Below are 15,908 nucleotides of genomic sequence, written 5' to 3' on the forward strand. Positions count from 1 at the left end.
ATTGGCGGGCGTGGCTGGCGCGGAATGCGCGTAAGGTTGGCTTAGACACCCGAATCCTACGCCGTATCAGCGCTCTATGCCACGCTCGCCAGCCTCAAACATTCGCTTCATGAATAATTGCGGCTAGGAGCTCTCTGCGGCGTTCAGCCGACCAGCACGCCGACGCACGTTTCGCGCGCCGCTTCGATGCAATCGCGGACGATGCGGGCGGCGAAGATTTCGCAATCTTTGTTTGGCTCGGGCGTCCACGGCTCTAATCAGTTCGAAAACCTCGCCGCTGGGCAGACGGTTCGCCAAGCCGAAGCCGTCGCCGTGAAGCATGGCGTCGATCGCCAGTTGCTTTCGAAGGTCGCTCGAAGACGTCCAATCGTTTGCCGCGTCGGCGATGACCTCAAACGCGGGATGATCGGTTGCTTCGACCTTGCCCTGCCCTTCCTCGCGGTAGAGCGCCAGCGGGAGCGGGAGCGGGAGCGAGCCCACGGCACCGGAGATCAGCGAGACCGCATTTTCGCGACGGCTCAGGGCGCGCTGGGGCGTGGCAGATACGCCGGCGAGCATCGGCTCCGCGAGTAGCGATTCCGGACAAGCAGCTAAAACGTGTAGACAATCTCGTTATGTTCCATTGGTTTTCCGTAGGCGTGTAGACACATTTTGTTACGCTAATTAACTGTTTTAAAAGAGATTATAGCGCGACTGTTAATCGCTAGGTCGTAGGTTCGAGTCCTACTCGGGGAGCCAATATCGTTAAACACTCACGCTACATTTTCAGGGCACGAGGGCTTCATCTCGCCAGCGGCAAGCGTGCTGTATGCGGAAATTGGATTTTCGGGCATGATGCTTTCATGGCGCTTTCACGGAGCGCTTGCTGTCGCCACGGTGAAATGCGGGGGACGCGCGCTGTGACGCGGACGATGGGGGCGCTGGTTGCGGGCGGCGCCGTTTGAGCTAATTTGGCCTCTTACCTCATATCGCCGCAATGGATTTGCTCGTTGTGCCGGCCATCGGTTTCGCCCTGCTCTATGCTTTCGTCGTCGTCCGGCTCGACCGGAGAATCCTTGTCTGGATCAATGTCGCCAGACATCCGACAGCGGACCGGATTGCGCGTCAGATCACCGAGGCTTTCCCGTGGGATGAGGCTCTCCGCTATCTGATCCGCGATCGGGATAGCGTCTTTGGCGCCGGCGTCACGCGTCAGCTACGCGCCATGGGCATACGAGACAAGCCGATTGAAAGCGCAATTCGCAAATGTCACCGTCGCGGACTACCAGCCAGGTCTTAGGCTCCCCGTAGGAGGACCAGATGCGCAGCCTAGCAAAGATGAACTATGCAGGGGCGCTCTTGTGGATAACGATTTCAGCGTCCCTCATGCCGGCCCAGTCATTTGCAGACCCGGCGCGCTCTGTGGCCAGATATTTGCGATGCTTCGAGTGTGCAGATTACGCCGCCGCGTGCCCAATCTGCAGGCCTCGCCCCTGCATTCGTGCCAACGGCGGTCTTGCGTGGTGTACTTGCAGCGCTTGGGACTACCTATACGACAGTCCGTTTTGGTCGAGCCCCAGCTTGTTTTGAAACTGGCTTGTTTTGAAAGTAAAGCCACCGTGGTGCGGGGGCCTTGCGGGCGGCTGCCCGCACAGTCGCCGTTAGCGCTCACGCATTTGCTAGCCCGATGACGCTCGAAAGCCGGCTCCTCATTCATGCCCGGTTCAAGGCCTGTTTCGCATCGTCGCGCCATAGCCCGAATTCGGAGCCTGCCGACATGCGCCATCCCGCCATCTTGATCTCCTTCACGCTCGCTTCCTGCGTCGCAACCGCCGCTCCCGCTTACGCCGCGCCAATCGAACGATCGCTGGCGTCCCACGCACAGATCGAGCTTGCGAGCGGCGGCAATCAGCGCTGCTGGATGGTGGAAACCCCGTGGGGACCGCAGCGCCGCTGCCGCGGCGGCGGGGGCGGTTACGGAAGGGGCGGCGGCTATGGGGGAGGCGGTTACGGGGGCTGGGGCGGTTATGACGACTCCGGACGCCGCGGCGGCTGGGGCGGCGCCTATGGCGGCTGGAACGGCGGTTATGGCTCTGGACGCGGCGATTGGAATGATCGCTACTGAGCGCGCTCATGCCATCGCCCGAAGCTCGACGGCCTCGAATGCAATCACGTCAAAACACGCCGCGCCAATCCCTGCGCGTGCGCTATCGCCACTGGATTTTCAAGCTGCCCCTCGCGCGGAGTTACCGCGGCATGGTGTTGGGACGAACGATCCTCTTCAAGGGCGCGGAGTCGGAAGTTTCTCAAACGCTCTTACGGCATGAACTCATTCACCAGGAGCAGATCGACCGGCATGGAATCGCGCGTTTCTATCTCATCTATCTGCGCGACTATTTCATAAACCTCTACCGCCTGCGCGATCACGACGACGCCTACCGCAATATTCCGTTCGAGAAGGAGGCGTTCGAACGCGAGAGCGAAGCCGGAAGAAACGATGATCGACGGATATGATCTTGCCCTGTCATTCTCGACAGGCCGAAGGCCTGATCGGGAATCCAGGGCCGATCCAACAATGCTGGTTTCGCGCTGGATTCCCGATCGCGCTTCGCGCGTCGGGAATGACATCCGAGCAATTCAAACGGTCATGGTATGATCTGAACTTCGGTTGATCGTTTCGCTGGGTCTGTCATTCCAGCGCCGATCGCGCTCCGTGTTGGGAATGACTGCGCGCATTTCAGGAGGCAGCGTTGCAAGCGCCGGAACTCGCCGTATCGCAATGGTTCAATACGCCCGCGCCGATCACGCTCGCGAGCTTACGCGGCCGCGTCGTCATGCTACACGCCTTTCAGATGCTCTGTCCCGGCTGCGTCGCGCATGGCACGCCGCAGGCGCAGCGCGCTGATGCGCTCTTTCGCAATTCCGATCTTGCCGTCATCGGCCTGCACACGGTGTTCGAACATCATGCTGCGATGACGCCGGTGTCGCTCGAAGCCTTCATTCATGAATATCGGCTGACCTTTCCGATCGGCGTCGATCAGGCGGCGGAAGACGGGCCGATTCCCCTCACCATGGCGCGCTATGAGATGCGCGGAACGCCAACCGCGATCCTCATCGGCCGCGACGGCCGCGTTCGACATCACGGCTTCGGACAAGAGGACGACATGGCGCTCGGCGCCATCATCGGCGCGCTGCTCGCCGAGCCCGCGCCCTGATCCTATCCGGCGCGCCGTTCGATCTCTTCCATATCGTCGTCGGTCAATCCGAAATGATGGCCGATCTCATGCACGAGCACATGGGTGACGATCGCTTCGAGCGTGTCTTCGCTCTCCGCCCAATAGTCGAGTATCGGCCGCCGATAGAGCCAGACCATGTTCGGCTGTTCGCCAGTCTCGGAAAGATGCGCGCCTTGCGTCAGGCCGCGACCGCGAAAAAGACCCAAGAGTTCGAACTCGGTCTCGCATTGCATGTCGTCGAGCGTTTCCTCGTCGGGAAAGTCCTCGACGCGAATGACGAGTCCTTGGCAGAGCCGAGTGAACCGCTGTGGCAAAGCGGCATAGGCCGCATCGGCGAGCGCTTCGATATCGGCGAGCGTCGGCGGTCTTAAGCGGCTCCATTCCTGTCGAGTCATCGTCACATCACCAAGCGCGCGAAACCGCGCGGCGCAGGAACAATCGGCGGGATGCAATGTTCAGACAATGATGATTAGGAGAGGAGATACTCATGACCAGATTGTTGATCGCCGCGCTCGCGCTTGGCGTCGCCGGATTCGTGAACTCCGCAATTTCGGCGCCCACCGCCGCGCGCCTGACGCCTAGCTCTGACGGTCTCATCCAACAAGCGGACAATCGCGAGCAGGACCAGAAAGTCAATCGCAATGATCAGGGCGACTGGTGGGGCCGCGCCGGTCCCACCTGGCGCGACACGCGTCCGTGGAGCGATGACGAATGGCGCCGCGGCCCTGATTGGAACGAAGAAGGGCCACGTACGGACGAGGACTGATCGCTTCTGCGTTAGCGCCGCCAGCTTAACGCCAGTTGCGCACGTCGACGAAGCGGCCGGCGATCGCCGCCGCCGCCGCCATCGCGGGCGACACGAGATGCGTGCGGCCCTTGAAACCCTGACGGCCTTCGAAATTGCGGTTCGAAGTCGAGGCGCAGCGCTCGCCCGGCGCCAGACGATCGGGGTTCATCGCCAGGCACATTGAGCAGCCGGGCTCCCGCCATTCGAAGCCGGCGGCGGTGAAAATCTTGTCGAGGCCTTCGGCTTCGGCCTGCGCCTTCACCAGACCAGAGCCCGGCACCACCATCGCATTGACGCGCTCGGCGACCTGCTTGCCTTCCACCATCTTCGCCGCGGCGCGCAGATCTTCAATGCGGCCATTGGTGCAGGAGCCAATGAAGACGCGATCGATCTCGATGTCGGTCATCCGTTCGCCGCCCTTAAGGCCCATATATTCGAGCGCGCGTTCGATCGCCGCGCGCTTTTGCGGCGTCTTGGCGCTCTCCGGTTTCGGCACGAAACCGTCGACCGTCGCCACGTCTTCAGGCGACGTGCCCCAGGTCACGATCGGCGGCAGTCTGCTCGCGTCGAGGCGGATGATCTTGTCGAAATGCGCGCCCTCGTCGGAGTAGAGCGTCTCCCAATATTTGCGCGCCATGCCGAAGGCTTCGCCCTGCGGACCCTTCGGACGATCCTTGAGATAAGCGAACGTCTTCTCGTCGGGCGCGACGAGGCCGGCGCGGGCACCGCCTTCGATCGACATGTTGCAGACGGTCATGCGCCCTTCCATCGAAAGGTCGCGGATCGCCTCGCCCGCATATTCGATCACATGGCCGGTGCCGCCCGCCGTGCCGATCTCGCCGATGATCGCGAGGATGATGTCTTTCGCTGTGGCGCCGTCGGCGAGCTTGCCGTCGACCTGCACCAGCATATTGGCGGCTTTCTTCTGGATCAGCGTCTGCGTCGCCAGCACATGCTCGACTTCCGACGTGCCGATGCCATGCGCCAGCGCGCCAAAGGCGCCATGAGTCGACGTGTGGCTGTCGCCGCAAACGATCGTCATGCCGGGCAGCGTGAAGCCCTGCTCCGGCCCGATGATATGCACCACGCCCTGGCGCTTGTCGTGCTCGTTGAAATATTCGACGCCGAATTCCTTGGCGTTGATCGCGAGCTGTTCGACCTGCGCCTTGCTTTCGGGGTCTTCGATCGGCAGCGAGCGATCGGTCGTGGGCACATTATGGTCGACGACGGCGAGCGTGCGTTCGGGCGCGCGCACCGAACGGCCCGCCATGCGCAGGCCCTCGAAGGCCTGCGGGCTCGTCACCTCATGAATGAGATGGCGATCGATATAGAGCAGGCAGGCGCCGTCATCCTGGCGGTCGACGACATGGTCGTCCCAGATTTTGTCATAGAGCGTGCGGGGCGCGGCGTTCGATGCCATAGACTGTCGCTTCCTCATGTCCCAACACTCCCCTCTAAGGGGAGGCGAGACGCATTCCTATTGAATTGAGGGTCTTCTACCCGTTACGCAAGCGCCATGGAAGAGCGCCCTTTTTCGAGGTCCTGGTGAGCCTCCCCTCTGCGGAGCTGCCTGCGCCGCTTTCGGCGGCGATCGAGGCGCGGCTCGAGGGCCGCGCGCAAACCATGCTGCGCGAAAGGGCGCGGCGGCTGTCGGAGGGTTATCGGGCGCGCCAGTCGACGCTTGAGACGATCCGCGACGAGGCCGACGCTTTGGCCTATGCGGCGACGCGCATGCCGGCGACTTACGCCGCGATCGTCACCGCGCTCGGACGACTCAAGGAGGCTTGCCCCGTTTTCGCGCCGAGGCGCATGCTGGACGCCGGCTGCGGCCTTGGCGCGGCCGCCGCCGCCGCCGCGACGGCGTGGCCCAGCGTCGACGAGATTGCGTTCCTCGACCGCAGCGCGCTGTTCCTGCGCTTCGCGACGGAACTGATGAAGGAAAGCGGCCCGGCCTCGACGATCGAAGCGATCCAGGCCGACTTCGCCGAAGCGCAGGCGATCGAAGCCGCTCCCTTCGACCTCGTCGTCGTCGGCTACGCTCTCACCGAGATCGCCGAATCCAAGCTGCCGGCCGTCGTCGATCGGCTCTGGGCGCAGACTAGCGGCGCGCTGGTCATCGTCGAGCCGGGAACGCCGCGCGACCATGCCCGGCTGATGGGCGTTCGGAGCCGGCTTCTGGCGCTCGGCGCAAATATCATCGCGCCCTGTCCGCATCAGGCGCCCTGCCCCTTGATGGCGCCCGACTGGTGCCATTTCTCGGTCCGGCTGCCCCGGCGGCGCGCGCACCGGCTGGTCAAGGGCGCCGACGCGCCTTTCGAGGACGAAAAATTCGCCTACCTTGCCGTCGGACGGTTCGGGCCGGATGCTCCCCCTTCGGCGCGGATTATCGGCCCGCGGCGCGCCAACAAGATCGGAGTTTCCTTAAAACTCTGCGCCGATAAAGCATTCCGCGAGACATTCATTCCCAAGCGCGACAAGCCGCGCTACGAACAGATTCGAAGAAAGGATTGGGGCGATCCGCTGCGCGCCCCGGCGGAGGAAATTTGATGAAACAGCCACGTCCGAGGGTTGCGCCCTATCTGACCGTCAGCCCCGCCGCGGCAGCGATCGCCTTTTATACCGGCGCCTTCGACGCCAAGCAGCGCGCCCTGATGCCGTCCGTCGACGGGCTGCGCATCGCCCACTGCGAACTCCTGATCAACGGCGGCTCCGTGATGCTCGCCGACGTTTTTCCGGAATTCGGACAGACCCGCGTGCCGATGCCGGGCGAACACGCGACCGTCTCCGTCAGCCTGGAATATGACAAGGCGCAAGAGGTCGACGACGTCTGCTCCCGCGCCACCAAGCTCGGCGGCAAGATCGAGACGGCGCCGACCAATTCCTTCTGGGGAACGCGCTACGCCTCGTTGCGCGATCCCTTCGGCCATCGCTGGATTCTCAACGCGCCGTTGGAGAGCTAAACAAAAACCGCCCGAAACCTCGCGGCTGCGGACGGCTGCGTTTCCCAACAATACCGGTGTTATTCGCTCGAGGCCGCCTTCGGCTTCGTGTCGACGCGCTCGGCGATACGGGCGGATTTGCCCCGGCGGTCGCGCAGATAATAGAGCTTGGCGCGGCGCACCTTGCCGCGGCGCACGAGCTTGACCGAGTCGATCAGCGGTCCGTGAACGGGGAACACGCGTTCGACGCCCTCGCCATAGGAAATCTTGCGGACGGTGAAGCTCTCATTGAGCCCAGAGCCCTGACGGGCGATGACCACCCCTTCATAGGCCTGAACGCGGCTGCGTTCGCCTTCCTTCACCTTGACGTTGACGACAACCGTATCGCCGGGCCGAAATTCCGGGATTTTCTTGCCTTCGATGAGCTTGGCGGCGTGTTCCGCCTCGAGCTGCTCGATGATGTTCATCACAAAAACTCCTGCCGTTTCGTCTTGGCCTTGTGGCTGACGAGCGTTTCGGGACGCTGTTCTAGTTGAGGCCCGCTCCATAGCCGAAAGCCCGCCGCTTGTCGAGCCAGCGGCCGCCGTCCGATCGATATGCTCCTGCTGCGCGCTTCAGGGGACAATCGTCACAGACATTCCTTATGATCATCATATATAGTCGCCCCGGGGGCGCTGGCGTTTCAAGCTAAGTCGGAGAGACGCGCATGACCCAACAGGAAGAGCGGCGCAACGAAACCCTGCAGGCCGGCGTAGCGGCCGCAGGTGCGAACGGCCGGAAGCGGCTTGAGGATTTTACTGAGGCGCGGGACGAGATCTGGGATTGTCTGAGGGACGCCAATCGCGTCTGGGTGGAGCGCATGCAGCAGGAGGCGAACCTGACTGCTGAGCTTGCCTCAAAGCTGACGGCGTCGCGTTCCCTCACCGATACCGCGACCGCGTTGCAGGATTGGACCAGCAAACATATCGAATTGACGACCGAGGACACGCGCCGCCTGTTCACCGACGCGCAACAAATGTTCAGCGCCGGCGCGCGATTCTGGTCAAGTTCCGCCCCGGTCGGCAGTCCTGAAACCGCCGCGCGGTTTGCGTCTTAGCGCACCACGAAGCTGAAGCCCTTGATGCTTCGCGCCCCTCGCCGCCGATACTGGCGCGCCGGCCGACCGCCGGCGCATCCGCGACCTGCGACTGAAGGCGAAGGGCGACTTAGCGCGCCCTCATCCTTGCCGGGAGATGTCGAAAGTTTAATCGGCGGCGCTTGCGCTAGGGACCTTGGCGGCGTTTTGTAGCGGGACCATATGTTGGGCGCCGCGCCTTAACGGGCGGCGACGATGGAGAAACCTATGTCACCGGAAGAACGCCAACTTATCGCTGGTCTGTTCGAGCGCACGAAGAGCGCCGCCTCGACCCCGCGCGACCAGGAGGCGGATACCTTCATCAACGAACAGATCAAGGCACAGCCTGCCGCGCCCTATCTTTTGGCGCAGACCGTTATCGTGCAAGACCAGGCGCTGCAGGGCGCGAATGCGCGCATCGAAGAACTCGAAGCGCGCGTGCAGGAACTTGAGTCGAAGCCTTCGGGCGGTTTCCTCGGCGGCCTGTTCGGGGGACCCCGTCCCGCGCCGCAGCGCCCGATGCAGCAGCAGGCCCGCCCCTCTGGTCCCTGGAGCCCGCAGCCGGGCATGAATCCCGCGGCTGGCGGTTACGCGCCGCAAGGCTGGGGACAGCAGCAGCCGCCCGTCTCTGACGGCGGCGGCTTCCTGAGGGGCGCTCTTGGGACCGCCGCGGGCGTCGCTGGCGGCGTGCTGCTCGCCGACGGCATTCGCAGCCTGTTCAGCCATGGCGCCGGTTATGGCGGCATGGCGAATCTTGGCATCGGCTCGGGATTCACGCCGACCGGCGGCGACACGATCGTCAACAATTATTATGGCGACCAGTCGGGCGCTACCGACGCCGGCTACGACCCCGGCGGCTACGACTCCGCCTATGACGACCGCTCGGGCGCGCAGGAGGCCGATTACGACCCCGGCTACGACGATGGCGGCGGGTTCGACGGCGGCTTCGATAGCGGCGGCGACGGCGGCTTCGACGTTTAGCGAGATTGGGCTCCCGGCTCTTAAAAGGCCGGGAGTTCTCGCATTTGGCGTCCTGTGCGCCAGCGCACCGCGACCCCCGCGCGGGCGCTCTAGGGTCCGATCATTCGCTGATGGAGCGGCAAGGCCAAAGCGCCAGATCGGCTCGACCGACGGGGGAAATCGAATGAACCGCAGGATGAACGGCATCGCCAAATCTGGTTTCGCGTCGCGACCGGTGCGCGTCGCTCTGGCGATGAAAATCACCTTCGCGATTCTCGCCGCCAATGTCGGCTTCGCCGCCGCCAAGGCGCTGATCGTCAAAACGCCAGAACCCCAGCCCGTGCGCGTCGTCGCCGACCACTCGCCGGTCAAGCCCTTCATCCTACCAATCGACTGGCGCGAGTCAGCGACTGTCGCGCAGTCAGACCCGACGCAGGGCTGTTACGGCGTCGCGGTCGATACCGGCGAAGGCGCGCGCGGGCAGGTCGTCCGCTTCGTCTGCCGCAGGGCGCTGTAGGCGGTCACGGGCGTTCGAGCTTCAATTCGCGCGTCGCCCCACGGCTACGCCGACGAGGCGAGCCGCGCCACCTGCCGGCGCAATTCGACTTGCGCACGCGCGAGATTTTCATGCGCGCGCCGATTCCAGAGCTTGCGCGTCTCGTCGCGCCTGTAGAGGCGGTCTCCGCGCGCGGCGAATGTGTCGATCATCTGCAGTCGGCCGAGGCAAAACAGCGGCTCGGACACCCAGCCATATTCGAACCGAATCTGCTCGAGATTTCGTGCGAATGTCGGCCACGGCGCGCCGAGCGAAGAGAGATCGAGATCGAGAAACAAATCGAGGTCGCTGGCGAAGCCTGGATAATACTCGGTCGTCGCGCGCGCATTGAGGTGATTGGCCGTCGCCATGATCAGATCGTGAATGGCGGCGGATTCCATATGATCGAATTTGGAATAGCGCTCGAACAGCTCAGCGCTGGCGCGAACATTTTCCGCGTCGGGACGAAGCAGGTCGTCGCTGTCGCGCGTGACGTAAACGGAATCGTGCCAGAAGATCGCCGCCGCGATCAGATCGGGCCGCGCAGCCAATGATTTGAGGTCGTCGAGCTTTTCGAGCAAATCGTCGACATGGCCCCAATCATGGTAGGCGCGTTGCGGTTCGCGATAGGCGGCGTCGAGCGCCGCGAAGGCGTTAGGGTCGTGACGCGATGCGACCAAGTCCCAATAAGTCTGTACCAGAGTTGAGATCATGCGCGAGTAGCGGTCCTGAGATGAAGACGTAATGCATGCGATGACACGGCGGAAAGCAGTCGCGCTTGGACGAAAACGTCACTTGCTCGAAAGATTCCATACCGAAGACCAGTTAACCTGCAACCCCTCCCGCGCCAGTATCCGATATCGCTCCTCCAAGGCGACATAGAGCGCAGGCCAGGGCTCCGGAACCGATTGCGCCAATGCCGAAGCGCGCTCGGCGGCGGCGTCGAATCCGCCCGATTCATACTCCTCGCGCATCAGATCATGCGCTTTGCGCCAGCGCACATACGAGTCGGAATTCGCCACGCCGACATCGCCGGCAATCGCAAAAACTTGAGTCGCCTCGCTTTTCCCGACCACCCGGACTTGACCGAGATCAATCCAGGCGAAGTCGGGCGCGGCGTCGCGCACTGCGGCTGACGCCACAATGTCGGTCTGAAAGGCCTTGCTTGCGCCTTCGAGCCTTGACGCGAGGTTCACCGTGTCGCCGAGGATCGAATAGTCGAAGCGCCGGATCGATCCCATATTGCCGACGCTACACGGGCCGAGATGGAGGCCAAGCCCCATCGCCGCCGGCCGAGCGTCATGGTCGGACGCCGCAGCGGCCTCGGCTCGCCGTCTGTTGAGCCCGATGAGAGCCTCGCGCATCATCAGCGCGGCCCGCACCGCCTTGCGGGGATGGTCGTCGATGTCGAGCGGCGCGTTCCAGAAGGCGAGCACAGCGTCGCCCATATATTTGTCGACCGTCCCTTCCTCTTCGAGGATGGCGTCGGTCATCGGCGTCAGATAATCATTCATGAACTGCGTGAGTTCGCGCGCGCTCATCCCCTCCGAAATGCCGGAAAAATTGCGCAAGTCCGAAAACAGCACGGTCAATTCGCGCGTCTCGCCGCCAAGCACCAGCCGATCCGGATGTTCCGCGAGACGATCCACGACGGCGGGGGCGACGAATTTGCCGAAAGCCTGACGCACATGGCGGCGGGCCGATGTTTCGGCGCGCCAGAGCGTGACGGCGCCGAAGACATAGCCTCCGATGATCGCGAGACTTGGATAGGCCGGATCGAGCAGCAGGCCGTGGCGGTCGAAAAGATAAAACGCGCCTGCAAACAGCCCGACGACGAGGAGCGGCGCGGCCGCCGCCGAGACCAACGGCGGCGCGACGTAAAGCAGGCCCATGACCAGCAGGAATGCGAAGGCGGCGACGACAAACTCCAGTCCCGGCGCCCAGTCCGGCCGCGCCAGCAGCGCGCCGGAAGCGATCGATTCGACGATCTGCGCATGCACGTCCACGCCGGGCGCCACCGGCTCCAATGGCGTGGCGCGGACATCGCCGAGACCGGTCGCCAGCGCGCCCACGAAAATGATGCGCCCCTCGATTTCTTCACGCCCCACGCCACCATCGAGAATGTCCTTCGCGGAAATATCTCGCGCCTCGGCGCGATGCGAATAGCGCGGCCGAACCTCTGCGTTGGGCCCGGTATCGATTTCGAAGGCGCCGACCTTGATCGCGTTCACGCCGGTCTGCTTGCCGAAGGCCGTTTGTCCACTGGCGTTTGAAGAGCGGATCACGATCGCAGACTCGCCCTGCGCGACGCGCAAGGCTTCAAGCGCCAGGGACGGCATGAGGATGTCGCCGGCGCGCGTGACGAGCGGCACCCGGCGAACGATCTGGTCGTGATCCGGCAGCCAATTTGTCGCGCCGAGTCCCTTGGCCGCTTCCGCGAGCCGCCGTTCCGGGCCGACCGCGCCGGCGAAGGAGACAAGGAAGGGCGCAGGATCGTCGCCGGCGGTCACGAGCCCCGATTTCGCCGGCAGCGGCGCGACGACCGCATCGGTAAGAGTGACGCCGAGGGTCGCCGGCGCCTGGGTCAGCGCCTCGGCAAAAATCTGGTCGCCGCTCGGCATCCTGGCGACGAGCTTGCCTACCTCGGCGCGGGCGCGGGCGTCGGGGATCGCGTCAAGAAGCTGAGTCGCTCCGGCGCGGTCAGCCTCCGCGAAGATGAAGTCGAAGGCGATCGACGCCGCGCCGAGTTCGCGCAGCCGGTCGACAAGCTCGGCCAGCCGCGCCCTCGGCCAAGGCCATTGCCCGTGCGCCTTCAAACTCTTCTCGTCGATGCCGACGACACGCGTCGGCGCCTCCGGATCATAGGCGCGCGGCGCGAGACGCTGGAAGGTGTCGAAGACGAAGTTGCGCAGATCGTCGAGCGCCCGAGGCTGAGCGACGCCCCAAGGGAGAATGAGAGCCGCAGCGGCGATAAGCGCGAGAAGATAAGCGCGAGGCCGCCTCAGCATCTGCGCCTCGCGTCGCGATCACGCGGTCGCGACAGCGCTCGGGGAAGCTGGCCAAGTCGTAAAAATGGAGCGCCCTGCGAAAAAGCCGATCCCGGCATATTGCGTAAAGAGCTCTCCAAACTTTTGAGATCAATCACGTTATCCGCCTTTGGGCGATTCCGCCCAATCGCAGCGTGATTTAGCCGCCAACTCCATGGGACGCAGCAGGTTAATCGAAGGGACCGCGTCCCTGACCCTCATTTTCGGTGCCGTTTCCGCCGCCGCCGCCTAAGCCAATGCCGCAGTTGCCTCCACATGGATGGCCGCCATAGCCGCCCTGCCCGCCGTAACCGCCCTCATAGCCGCCGCCATATTGTCCGCCGCCGCCATAGCCGCCTTGGCCGCCTTGGCCGCCCTCGCCGCCGCCATAACCGCCCTCGCCGCCGCCCTGGCCGCCGCCCTCGCCGCCGCCCCCGCCGCCTTGACCTTGATGGCCGCGATCTTGGGGCGCCGGCGTCAGGTGCGGCGCAGGCTGATTGTCCACATTGGCGCGGCTCTGCACCAGCGCATTGCCGAACCATATCGGGCCCAGCGCGTCGAGCCCCGGCGGGCTTACAACGTTCGCCGGACGATCATTGCCCAGCGCGAGATGCGCTTCTTCGCTCGTCGGCTGGCGCGTGGCGCCGCCGCGCTGCCTTTTGCCGCTCTCCAACGCGGCGATGATTTCCGCGATCTTCTCCGGCGGAACGAGGAAAGGCTCCGACACCGGCCCGCCGCGCGGCGCGCAAACGCCATAGCCGGCGCGGGTCAGCGTCTGACCGCCTACATCGATCGAGCCATATTGATGCACGATGAGCGTGCCGCACGCGCCGCCGATTTGTATCAGCGCCGTCCCGCCGCGCACGCCGATCGACGCTGTCGGGGTCCGCAACCTCGTTCCGCCCTCGTGGCTGACGCCGCCGCCGACGAAGCGCATCACGCCTTTCGCCATCGTCACGCCCTGCTGGCCGCGCCCGCCGGAATAGACGAAGTCGTCGACCGTGACCGCGCTGTTGCGGCCGACGGTCATCGTCGACGAATCGTTAAAGATAATCTGGGCGCTGCCTTCTGGACTCGTCTCGACGCGTTCGCGCCGCTGCACGCCCAGACCGACCGAAAGCGAACGTTTCGCGGCGCCTGGCGGCGTGCCATGCGCGCTTTGATTGACGGCGCCCACATTGCCGACCTTTTCAGCGAGGGCAGGGCCGGCGACCAGCGCCAGGACGGTTGCTGCGGTCACGGAGAGCTTTTTCATCTGTCGTCTCCGTCAGAATTTCGCCGTCGGCCCGAAGCTGACGGACAGGTTTTCAGTCTTGAAATTCTGGATATTCGAATCGTTGCGCGCGAATTCGGCGTTGCCGGCGAAACCGAAAGTGGCGGAGACCGGCAAGTCGACCAGCAAGCCGCCGATCCAGACATTGTCGCGACGCGCAGTGAACGGATTGATCAGCAGATTGGCGGCGTCGAAGGCAAGATGCGTGAAGCGGCCATATGGCGCGACGCTCCATCGGCGAGGGATGATCTCGAACGGCGGATCGAATTCGTACCGCAACATCGCTTGAACGTCGACCTGATTTGAAGATTGTTGCGGATTGCCTGCCCAAGCGCGGGAATAGGCGACGCGACTCTCGAAACGGAGATCATTGGTCAGCCTGTATGATCCGCTCAAATAGCCGGTCACGACGTCGCCCGTCGCTAAAGTCGACACAGTCTGGTAGGGCGACGCGCCCAGAAAGTTGAAGGAGCCCGGCAGGGGTTTGACGCTGATCGTCCGCCATTCGGCGCCCGGCTCGAACCAAATATCCGGGTTGAGTTGGGCCCCAAAACTCACGCCCCCGCCGCCGGCGTTCAGATAATTGTTCCCGCCGAGCATAGACACGGCGCCGGTCAGGTAGGGCTTGATCGACAGGCCCGGATAAAGATCAGGCGCGATGTGGATGCGCGGCCCGATCGAGCCGGCGAACAGCGCGACGCTGTATTGCGGCAGGCGAAACTGCTCGGTGGCGTAGCCAGTGACCCGCGTCTCGAGCTGGTCCCCACGCGCATTCTGAAAATCGAGATCATGCGCGGCCTGCACCAACTGGAAGCTGTTGACGTCGGACTTGCGCGCGGCGGCCGACGCCACGCCGACGCCGCCGACCTGGAACAGACTGTTGGTCGGAAAGAAATTGGCGTTCGATTGCGCCCGCAGACCGGTGTGAATTCTCAGATAGAGCCGGTTGGCCTGGGTGCGCTTTTCAATATCGGGCAGTTGCGCTTCGATCTGCGCGACCTGGACCGCATCGAGGCCGCCTTCGGCGAGCGCCTTGCGCAAATGCTGGGCTGAAAGCTCATAGGACCCAAGCCGCGCATAAAGGAAGCCGAGCTCCTTCCTGGCGCGGGATAGATTGGGGTTGAACATCAGGATGCGTTCGAGCGCGCTGATCGCCGCCTCATAGTCGCGCAGCTCGGTCGAAAGCAGCACATAACGATAGGTCGCCTCATAGTCAGTCGGATTAACCTGAATATGAGCCGCGAGGCGCGCCTGTTCGGCGCGCTGGTCTTCCTGCGCGATCGCCGGACCGAAAAGTGCGAAGGCAAGCAAGACGCCAACGAGCTTCGTCGCCACTCTAGATGCGAACATCAAAGGCAAGCCCCTGAAAGTTTGGATGAGCGGCTCCCGCAGCCTGACCGTCAACTCAACGGGAAGCTGACTCATGTCGCCTGGAGCGGCAAGCTTTCGCGCGGCTCGCGCCTTCGTTCCAAAGCGGGGACGGCGCGACGCCCGAGCTGCAGATTCCTCGATGCAGCAAATACTTACCACTTTATCCAGCGTCCTTTGCGCCCAAGCGGCGGACGAAACAAATTCTCCGGTGTTGCGCTAAAATCACAGACGGCGACCGCTCGGCTAGCGGCGCTGTCGCCCGCTATCGGAGAAGAGGACGATTTCGCCGCCTCTCTTCGATGATTCCTGCGCGAGGGCGGACGGATCAGTCGCTCGGCGCCAGCGGGCCGAAGGGATTCGCCGACGCGGGCGAGCCGCCGTCCGGGAATCGTCGAGAGACGCTCCCGGGGCGAGTAGCCAGCGCAGCACAATCAGCAAGTCGGCGGCGCGCCGCGCCGCGCCGATTTTTACGGCGCTGCGAATCTCAGCGACGACTAACCCCCTCGCCGCATCGAGCGAGACGGCGCGGCGGTAGAGCGCCAGCATGTGCTGGTGCTTGTCGCTCGGGCTCACGCCCAAGACAAGTTCATGGCTGCGTAGACCAGCCATTTCCGCGCAACGCCCGATCGGCATCAGTTCGGGATTCATTTGGCCTCTCCCAATCGCTTGCTCTGCCGTGGGTCCTTCG

At 63.8% G+C, this 15,908-nt stretch carries 19 protein-coding genes; 10 read left to right on the forward strand and 9 right to left on the reverse strand.

Annotation, left to right across the window (positions count from 1 at the left end; all coding sequences use genetic code 11):
- Nucleotides 1-123: 123 nt before the first annotated feature.
- On the reverse strand, nucleotides 124-558 hold the full coding sequence (locus AB7I51_RS09995) for a phage portal protein (RefSeq protein ID WP_428404197.1): 435 nt from the start codon (nucleotides 556-558) through the stop codon (nucleotides 124-126).
- Between the two features lie 418 nt (nucleotides 559-976).
- Here AB7I51_RS09995 and AB7I51_RS10000 point away from each other — a divergent pair, with 418 nt between their 5' ends.
- The 4 genes from AB7I51_RS10000 (at nucleotide 977) to AB7I51_RS10015 (ending at nucleotide 3,194) form a co-directional block, all read left to right on the forward strand.
- The gene (locus AB7I51_RS10000; RefSeq protein WP_428404196.1) at nucleotides 977-1,279 is read left to right on the forward strand and encodes a hypothetical protein; all 303 of its coding nucleotides are present in this window, start codon (nucleotides 977-979) and stop codon (nucleotides 1,277-1,279) included.
- A gap of 477 nt (nucleotides 1,280-1,756) precedes the next feature.
- Nucleotides 1,757-2,104 carry a hypothetical protein gene (locus AB7I51_RS10005; RefSeq protein WP_428404195.1) on the forward strand — a complete coding sequence of 116 codons (348 nt, stop codon included), beginning with the start codon at nucleotides 1,757-1,759 and terminating at the stop codon, nucleotides 2,102-2,104.
- Between the two features lie 38 nt (nucleotides 2,105-2,142).
- Nucleotides 2,143-2,493 (forward strand): hypothetical protein, encoded by a 351-nt coding sequence (locus AB7I51_RS10010; protein ID WP_428404194.1) that lies wholly within the window; start codon nucleotides 2,143-2,145, stop codon nucleotides 2,491-2,493.
- A 236-nt stretch (nucleotides 2,494-2,729) separates the two neighbouring features.
- Complete coding sequence (locus tag AB7I51_RS10015; RefSeq protein WP_428404193.1) at nucleotides 2,730-3,194, forward strand: peroxiredoxin family protein; 465 nt, start codon at nucleotides 2,730-2,732, stop codon at nucleotides 3,192-3,194.
- Between the two features lie 2 nt (nucleotides 3,195-3,196).
- Here the strand turns inward: AB7I51_RS10015 and AB7I51_RS10020 are convergent, their stop codons facing one another.
- Entirely contained in the window at nucleotides 3,197-3,610 is a 414-nt protein-coding gene (locus AB7I51_RS10020) for a metallopeptidase family protein (protein ID WP_428404192.1), read from the reverse strand.
- A gap of 92 nt (nucleotides 3,611-3,702) precedes the next feature.
- Between AB7I51_RS10020 and AB7I51_RS10025 the strand changes: the two genes are divergently transcribed.
- Nucleotides 3,703-3,981, forward strand: a complete 279-nt coding sequence (locus tag AB7I51_RS10025; RefSeq protein ID WP_428404191.1) for a hypothetical protein — start codon at nucleotides 3,703-3,705, stop codon at nucleotides 3,979-3,981.
- A 25-nt stretch (nucleotides 3,982-4,006) separates the two neighbouring features.
- On the opposite strand, the gene leuC is transcribed toward AB7I51_RS10025, so the two are convergent.
- A complete protein-coding gene (gene leuC, locus AB7I51_RS10030; RefSeq protein WP_428404190.1) occupies nucleotides 4,007-5,422 on the reverse strand; it encodes a 3-isopropylmalate dehydratase large subunit in 1,416 nt (471 codons plus the stop codon).
- 125 nt (nucleotides 5,423-5,547) lie between these two features.
- Between leuC and AB7I51_RS10035 the strand changes: the two genes are divergently transcribed.
- Nucleotides 5,548-6,549, forward strand: a complete 1,002-nt coding sequence (locus tag AB7I51_RS10035) for a small ribosomal subunit Rsm22 family protein (RefSeq protein WP_428404189.1) — start codon at nucleotides 5,548-5,550, stop codon at nucleotides 6,547-6,549.
- Entirely contained in the window at nucleotides 6,549-6,962 is a 414-nt protein-coding gene (locus tag AB7I51_RS10040; RefSeq protein ID WP_428404188.1) for a VOC family protein, read from the forward strand. Before AB7I51_RS10035 ends, AB7I51_RS10040 begins: the two co-directional genes overlap by 1 nt.
- Before the next feature lie 59 nt (nucleotides 6,963-7,021).
- Here AB7I51_RS10040 and rplS read toward each other — a convergent pair whose 3' ends face one another.
- The gene (gene rplS, locus AB7I51_RS10045) at nucleotides 7,022-7,408 is read right to left on the reverse strand and encodes a 50S ribosomal protein L19 (RefSeq protein ID WP_428404187.1); all 387 of its coding nucleotides are present in this window, start codon (nucleotides 7,406-7,408) and stop codon (nucleotides 7,022-7,024) included.
- Nucleotides 7,409-7,647: 239 nt separating this feature from the next.
- On the opposite strand from rplS, the gene AB7I51_RS10050 reads away from it, so the two are divergent.
- The 3 genes from AB7I51_RS10050 (at nucleotide 7,648) to AB7I51_RS10060 (ending at nucleotide 9,532) form a co-directional block, all read left to right on the forward strand.
- A complete protein-coding gene (locus tag AB7I51_RS10050) occupies nucleotides 7,648-8,037 on the forward strand; it encodes a hypothetical protein (RefSeq protein WP_428404186.1) in 390 nt (129 codons plus the stop codon).
- A gap of 246 nt (nucleotides 8,038-8,283) precedes the next feature.
- Nucleotides 8,284-9,036, forward strand: a complete 753-nt coding sequence (locus tag AB7I51_RS10055) for a DUF2076 domain-containing protein (RefSeq protein WP_428404185.1) — start codon at nucleotides 8,284-8,286, stop codon at nucleotides 9,034-9,036.
- Nucleotides 9,037-9,199: 163 nt separating this feature from the next.
- The gene (locus tag AB7I51_RS10060) at nucleotides 9,200-9,532 is read left to right on the forward strand and encodes a hypothetical protein (RefSeq protein WP_428404184.1); all 333 of its coding nucleotides are present in this window, start codon (nucleotides 9,200-9,202) and stop codon (nucleotides 9,530-9,532) included.
- A gap of 44 nt (nucleotides 9,533-9,576) precedes the next feature.
- On the opposite strand, the gene AB7I51_RS10065 is transcribed toward AB7I51_RS10060, so the two are convergent.
- From AB7I51_RS10065 to AB7I51_RS10085, 5 genes are all read right to left on the reverse strand, one after another.
- The gene (locus tag AB7I51_RS10065; RefSeq protein ID WP_428404183.1) at nucleotides 9,577-10,263 is read right to left on the reverse strand and encodes an HD domain-containing protein; all 687 of its coding nucleotides are present in this window, start codon (nucleotides 10,261-10,263) and stop codon (nucleotides 9,577-9,579) included.
- 78 nt (nucleotides 10,264-10,341) lie between these two features.
- Nucleotides 10,342-12,558 carry a CHASE2 domain-containing protein gene (locus AB7I51_RS10070; RefSeq protein WP_428404182.1) on the reverse strand — a complete coding sequence of 739 codons (2,217 nt, stop codon included), beginning with the start codon at nucleotides 12,556-12,558 and terminating at the stop codon, nucleotides 10,342-10,344.
- Nucleotides 12,559-12,766: 208 nt separating this feature from the next.
- Nucleotides 12,767-13,831: a FecR family protein gene (locus AB7I51_RS10075; protein ID WP_428404181.1), complete on the reverse strand. Its 1,065-nt coding sequence runs from the start codon at nucleotides 13,829-13,831 to the stop codon at nucleotides 12,767-12,769.
- Nucleotides 13,832-13,843: 12 nt separating this feature from the next.
- Nucleotides 13,844-15,199, reverse strand: coding sequence for a tetratricopeptide repeat protein (locus tag AB7I51_RS10080; RefSeq protein WP_428404180.1), 1,356 nt, complete (start codon nucleotides 15,197-15,199; stop codon nucleotides 13,844-13,846).
- Between the two features lie 264 nt (nucleotides 15,200-15,463).
- Nucleotides 15,464-15,868: a polysaccharide deacetylase gene (locus AB7I51_RS10085; RefSeq protein ID WP_428404179.1), complete on the reverse strand. Its 405-nt coding sequence runs from the start codon at nucleotides 15,866-15,868 to the stop codon at nucleotides 15,464-15,466.
- Nucleotides 15,869-15,908: the final 40 nt, after the last annotated feature.

The organism is Methylocystis sp. (assembly GCF_050246715.1).
Taxonomy (GTDB): domain Bacteria; phylum Pseudomonadota; class Alphaproteobacteria; order Rhizobiales; family Beijerinckiaceae; genus Methylocystis.

What these genes read in the sequence shown, in the direction of transcription:
- AB7I51_RS10005 (WP_428404195.1), top strand. Translation starts at nt 1,757, where the DNA reads ATGCGCCATCCCGCCATCTTGATCTCCTTCACGCTCGCTTCCTGCGTC.
- AB7I51_RS10050 (WP_428404186.1), top strand. Translation starts at nt 7,648, where the DNA reads ATGACCCAACAGGAAGAGCGGCGCAACGAAACCCTGCAGGCCGGCGTA.
- leuC (WP_428404190.1), bottom strand. Translation starts at nt 5,422, where the DNA reads ATGGCATCGAACGCCGCGCCCCGCACGCTCTATGACAAAATCTGGGAC.
- AB7I51_RS10075 (WP_428404181.1), bottom strand. Translation starts at nt 13,831, where the DNA reads ATGAAAAAGCTCTCCGTGACCGCAGCAACCGTCCTGGCGCTGGTCGCC.
- AB7I51_RS10000 (WP_428404196.1), top strand. Translation starts at nt 977, where the DNA reads ATGGATTTGCTCGTTGTGCCGGCCATCGGTTTCGCCCTGCTCTATGCT.
- AB7I51_RS10065 (WP_428404183.1), bottom strand. Translation starts at nt 10,263, where the DNA reads ATGATCTCAACTCTGGTACAGACTTATTGGGACTTGGTCGCATCGCGT.
- AB7I51_RS10060 (WP_428404184.1), top strand. Translation starts at nt 9,200, where the DNA reads ATGAACCGCAGGATGAACGGCATCGCCAAATCTGGTTTCGCGTCGCGA.
- rplS (WP_428404187.1), bottom strand. Translation starts at nt 7,408, where the DNA reads ATGAACATCATCGAGCAGCTCGAGGCGGAACACGCCGCCAAGCTCATC.
- AB7I51_RS10085 (WP_428404179.1), bottom strand. Translation starts at nt 15,868, where the DNA reads ATGAATCCCGAACTGATGCCGATCGGGCGTTGCGCGGAAATGGCTGGT.
- AB7I51_RS10070 (WP_428404182.1), bottom strand. Translation starts at nt 12,558, where the DNA reads ATGCTGAGGCGGCCTCGCGCTTATCTTCTCGCGCTTATCGCCGCTGCG.
- AB7I51_RS10040 (WP_428404188.1), top strand. Translation starts at nt 6,549, where the DNA reads ATGAAACAGCCACGTCCGAGGGTTGCGCCCTATCTGACCGTCAGCCCC.
- AB7I51_RS09995 (WP_428404197.1), bottom strand. Translation starts at nt 558, where the DNA reads ATGCTCGCCGGCGTATCTGCCACGCCCCAGCGCGCCCTGAGCCGTCGC.
- AB7I51_RS10010 (WP_428404194.1), top strand. Translation starts at nt 2,143, where the DNA reads ATGCAATCACGTCAAAACACGCCGCGCCAATCCCTGCGCGTGCGCTAT.
- AB7I51_RS10055 (WP_428404185.1), top strand. Translation starts at nt 8,284, where the DNA reads ATGTCACCGGAAGAACGCCAACTTATCGCTGGTCTGTTCGAGCGCACG.
- AB7I51_RS10020 (WP_428404192.1), bottom strand. Translation starts at nt 3,610, where the DNA reads ATGACTCGACAGGAATGGAGCCGCTTAAGACCGCCGACGCTCGCCGAT.
- AB7I51_RS10080 (WP_428404180.1), bottom strand. Translation starts at nt 15,199, where the DNA reads ATGTTCGCATCTAGAGTGGCGACGAAGCTCGTTGGCGTCTTGCTTGCC.
- AB7I51_RS10025 (WP_428404191.1), top strand. Translation starts at nt 3,703, where the DNA reads ATGACCAGATTGTTGATCGCCGCGCTCGCGCTTGGCGTCGCCGGATTC.